The organism is Microcystis sp. M53598_WE2 (assembly GCF_030067735.1).
In the GTDB taxonomy this organism is placed as follows: Bacteria; Cyanobacteriota; Cyanobacteriia; order Cyanobacteriales; family Microcystaceae; genus Microcystis; species Microcystis aeruginosa.
The window spans coordinates 1-5,276 of sequence record NZ_JASJFE010000952.1 but is presented as its reverse complement, the minus strand read 5'-3'; the positions used below and the strand labels follow the sequence as shown (position 1 = coordinate 5,276).

Below are 5,276 nucleotides of genomic sequence, written 5' to 3'. Positions count from 1 at the left end.
TCGCAAATAGTGGGATCATCGGCAAATTTTCCCACTTGAGTGGAATAATTCCAACAGCGATCGCATTTTTCGCCGTCTGCTTTGACAATTCCCACCGAAACAAAGTCCGATTCTCCTTTATATTCTGCGGTTTGAATCGCGCTAATATCACTGACTAATTCCACTTGGGAAGAGAGAAATAGATAACGCAATTCATCAACTTTATTCCCCGTTAAACTATCACAATTGTTGAATAATTCTAACTCCTGTTGTAAGCTTTCATCGGCAACATAAAGTAAAACTTTTGCCTCTAAAGAAGCACCGATCGCCTTATCATTTCTGGCAGTTTCCATCACCTTATTAACTTCGGTGCGTAGCTGCCGGAATTTCGCCCATTTATCGGCCAATTCGCGATTATTCCAAGCAGGATCGATGTTTAGCCATCCTGACTCAAATACCGATAAATAAGGAGTTTTGTAGGGGAGAAATTGCCAGATATCTTCCGCTAGATGAGACAGGACAGGAGCGATCGCTTTAGCAAGATTTTCTAAAGCAATAGCATAAACTGTTTGACAACTGCGACGACGGAAAGAATTAGGATCAGAAATATATAAACGATCCTTAGCGATGTCGATATAAAAGTTAGATAAATCGACAACACAAAAATTCTGTACCGTCTGAAAAAAGCGGAAAAATTGGAAACTTTCAAAAGCTGCCGTTACTTCCGTAAACACTTCCGAGATCCGATGTAACATATAGCGATCAATCTCCGGTAGATCTTCATAAGCTACCGCATCTTTAACGGGATCAAAATCATTTAAACTCCCCAGTAAAAACCGAGCAGTATTACGGATTTTATTACGGATATCTACCAACTGTTTAAGAATATTTTGACCGATATTCACATCATTGGTATAGTCCACCGAGGACACCCATAACCGAATCACATCCACCCCATAAGCGGGTTCTTTTTTCTGGTCTTTACCCCCATTAATGATCACATTGGGATCGATGACATTCCCCAGAGATTTACTCATTTTTCGTCCCTGTTCATCCAAAACAAAACCGTGAGTTAACACCGTTTTATAGGGAGCAATACCATTAGCAGCGACACTGGTTAATAAACTCGATTGAAACCATCCCCGATGCTGATCCGATCCTTCTAGATACATATCCGCAGGATAACTTAATTCTGGTCGAGCATTAGCCACCGCATTCCAACTAGAACCAGAATCAAACCACACATCCATAGTATCCATTCCCTTGCGATAACTGCGACCATTATCGCGATAACTGGGAGGTAACAATTCCTCTACCGATAACTCCCACCAAGCGTTAGAACCCTTGACCGCAAAGATAGCTTGAACGTGATTAATCGTCTCCTCCGTTAACAGAGGTTCATTCGTTTCTTCGTCATAAAAAACAGGAATAGGAACCCCCCAACTGCGCTGACGAGAGATACACCAATCGCTTCTTTCACTAACCATAGAAGTGATACGATTCTTACCCGTTGCAGGAATCCAACGCACCGAATCAATCGCGTCTAAAGCTAATTCCCGGAATCCTTCCACGGAAGCAAACCATTGTTCCGTTGCGCGAAAAATTGTCGGTTTTTTGGTTCTCCAATCGTAGGGATATTTATGCTGGTATGCTTCCTCTTTGAGTAAGGCACCTTTTTCTGTCAGTGCTAAAATGATTGCTTCATTAGCATCTTTTAAGACATTTAAACCCGCAAATTGTCCCGCTTCTGCGGTGAAATTTCCCTTATCATCCACGGGAGAAAGTATCGGTAAACCGTAACGTTGACCGACGATATAATCTTCCTGACCATGGCCGGGGGCCGTGTGAACTAATCCGGTGCCGGAATCAGTGGTGACATAATCCCCACCGATGAGAATCGCACTTTCTCTGTCAAACAAAGGATGACGATATTTAGTATGTTCTAATTCCAGACCTTTAACCGTTGCTTTAATCGTCAAAGTCCTGTTAAAAGTGTCGGCCAATTTTTCGACTAAATCCGTCGCTACAATTAGATAATTAGACTCGCTAGTTTCCACCACTGAATAGTTTAATTCTGGGTTCAATGCGACGGCTAAATTCCCGGGTAAAGTCCAGGGAGTAGTCGTCCAGATAGCGACGGATAAATTAGGCAAAAATGGCCTTAAAACCGGGGTTGAAACTGACGTAATCGGAAAAGCAACATAGACACTGCGGGAAGTGTGACCTTCGGGATATTCTAATTCGGCCTCAGCTAAAGCGGTTTGAGAACTAGGACTCCAGTGAACTGGTTTTAGTCCCCGATAAATATAACCTTTCAGGGCCATTTTTCCGAATACGGCAATTTGAGCGGCCTCGTATTCAGGTTGTAGGGTTAAATAGGGATTTTCCCAGTCTCCCCAGACTCCATACCTTTTGAAACCTTCACACTGTTCTTTTTGCGTTTGAAGGGCAAAATCGTGGGCTTTCTGACGTAATTTCAAAGGGGTTAGACCCTCTTTTTCCGAGCTTTTGAGACTTTGTAAAACCTTCAGTTCAATCGGCAACCCGTGACAATCCCAACCAGGCACATAGCGCACTTTGTAGCCTTGCAGCAGTTTATATTTATTGATAATGTCTTTGAGAATTTTATTTAAAGCATGACCGATATGCAGAGACCCGTTAGCGTAGGGTGGTCCATCGTGGAGAATAAATAATTCTTTGGGGTTATTTTGCGCTAATTTCTCATATATTTGCTCATCTTGCCAGAATTTCTGGATTTCTGGCTCACGTTTACTGGCATTTGCTCGCATATCAAAGTCAGTTTGAGGCAAATTAACGGTATCTTTGTAACTTTTAGCGTTGGACATTCTGGCAAACCTATGGATATCAATCGTTTTCGGGATTCATTCCTAAATAACGTCCCTTTGAGAGTCGTTATCTCTATTCTGTCACATAATTGTAATATAAATATTACAAGTGACAATCATTGATCTATCAGTCTACCGAGATTGAGTCCAAGAGCGATGATTCCCAAAGGCTATAATTCAGTTATTCGAGAATAGGGAGCATGAGGACCATAGTGACGAATCCTAATTTTTTTTATGTCTCTCCAGAAGTGTATCTAGAAGGGGAAAGAGTCAGTCCGCTCAAGCACGAGTACCGAAAAGGACGGATTTATGCAATGGTAGGCGCAAAAAAGCCCCATATTGTCTTAAATACAAATCTAGCCACTTTATTGAATATCCATCTCGATGATAGTCCCTGTCTTGTTCTCACTTCCGATATCAAAGTCCGGTTAGAGGAGGCAAATTGTTATTATTATCCCGATATTGCGGTGGTTTGTGACGAGAGAGAGATTAACAATACCGATGATTTTATTCTCTATCCCGTTCTGATTATTGAAGTATTATCGAAATCTACGGAATCCTTTGATAGGGGTGATAAATTCAGCGATTATCAAACCTGTCCCACCTTAAAAGAATACATTCTTATTCATCAAAACCAGATGAAAATTGAATGTCACCGTCGCGAGGATTCGGGAGTTTGGAAAGAACAGATCTATGAAGCCGGGGATGAGGTAGAATTCACCAGTGTAGGATTCCGGGGATCGATCGCTTCTATCTATCGCAAAGTCCCCGGTTTGCTATGATTACAATTCTTTTTTGACTTCACTTAATTACTGTCATAATATTTCTCAAAAAAAGAGGAGAAAAAAGCAAGTTCTGCCCTTCTCTCCTCCAGTCTAGCGATTAATTACATTGAAACAGCAGTGAGTAATTTTTTACTATTCACCGCTTTAGTAAGCACCGTTATTTTTGGGAAAAACCACAACACCGATAGTTCTGAAGATTACCCAGATATCGGTTAACCAGTTACGCGAATTAACGTAATACACATCCATCTGCACCCGCAGGGGATAGGGTATGTCATTACGTCCCGAAACTTGCCATAAACCAGTCAAACCGGGGCGAATAGTTAAAACTTTGTCGATGCGATTGCCATATTTCTGCAATTCTTCGGGAACTAAAGGCCGCGGACCGACGACGCTCATATCTCCTCGCAGGACGTTCCAGAATTGGGGAAACTCGTCTAAACTGGTTAAGCGGAGAAACTTGCCAATCCAAGTTATCCGGGGATCGTCCTTCAGCTTGAAATTATCCTCGAATTCCGCCCGCAGTTGGGGAGAGTCTTCCATCAGTCTCTCTAATACCTTATCCGCATCCATTACCATAGTACGGAATTTAATACAGTTGAAATGCTGGAAGTTTTGACCGACGCGCTTCTGCACATAGAAGACCGGACCGGGGGAACTAATCGCGATCAATAAGGCTAAGATTAAATAAAGCGGCGAAAAGAAAATTAGAACCGATAGGGAGAAAACGATATCGAATAATCGTTTTGAGGTATCGCCGTCTAAAGCTATTAACCAAGATTTTTGATGCCGTCTACCAGAGACCGAAGGTTTGAACCCTCGCTTCATCAAAGCTTGTAGAGCCTTGACGGAGATAAGTTGGCTATTAGCAGTCATCTTACTCCTTCACATCACACACACCACACAGTACCCATGATAAAGCCACAAGACCGAAAAAACAAGTCTTCAGGCCAATAACTGGCACTCGCCATTTTAGAGCCTTTGTACTGAAAAATCTCTAATTAGGGTTTGCGGCAAAAAGTTTGTTGGTGGGGTTAGGAGTCAGTAGTCAGAATTCAGGAGTCAGTATTCAGAATTCAGGAGATTATTTTTATTTATTCTCCCCGCTCCCATCTCCCCCGCTCCCCGCTCCCCGCTCCCTTCTCCCCTGCTCTCCTATACCTTTTAAACAGGATTTAGTATTAAGCTAAGACGTATTTAAACCGCTTATTCTTAGATTAGCCGAACCTCCCCCAATCCTCTCTTGCCCCCCCCCGACATCGGGGGGGTTGGGGGGCAGGGGGGTGTTGCCTTTTGCAAGAGTGCCTCTTGCCTCGTCTCAACAAGCAATTTAAATTACGAACAGCTTATAGGACGGTTTTGAACCACCAAAAATTAATTATGCAAGAGGTTTAATAAATAAAAGGGCATCATTTGCTGATGCCCTGTGGCTGAATATTTAAGTAGTTACGGATTTGATCCTAAGGATGAAGTATGCTCTTGTGTGCGCTCGTCTCCTGACTCGGAGAATTCTGACTCCCGAAAACGAAAACTTTATACTTGATCATCGGAAATTTTGGGTCTGAAACCCCGCCGTTCTAGGTTGGCTTTACGTTAGAATTAAAAGGCCAGTCTCGAAAACCAAGTGGACGGCGCAGCACCTTGAAAACTCGGCTTAGGGGGTTCC

Annotated in this window: 3 protein-coding genes; 1 reads left to right on the top strand and 2 read right to left on the bottom strand. The window is 42.6% G+C overall.

Going from position 1 to position 5,276, the window contains the following annotated elements:
- The coding region (gene ileS, locus PX636_RS19515; protein WP_288118376.1) for an isoleucine--tRNA ligase at positions 1–2,825 on the bottom strand (2,825 nt) is incomplete at its 3' end.
- A gap of 209 nt (positions 2,826–3,034) precedes the next feature.
- Here ileS and PX636_RS19510 point away from each other — a divergent pair.
- Positions 3,035–3,607, top strand: a complete 573-nt coding sequence (locus PX636_RS19510; protein WP_288118377.1) for a Uma2 family endonuclease — start codon at positions 3,035–3,037, stop codon at positions 3,605–3,607.
- A gap of 147 nt (positions 3,608–3,754) precedes the next feature.
- Here PX636_RS19510 and PX636_RS19505 read toward each other — a convergent pair whose 3' ends face one another.
- Entirely contained in the window at positions 3,755–4,486 is a 732-nt protein-coding gene (locus PX636_RS19505) for an undecaprenyl-phosphate galactose phosphotransferase family protein (RefSeq protein ID WP_002760967.1), read from the bottom strand.
- Positions 4,487–5,276: the final 790 nt, after the last annotated feature.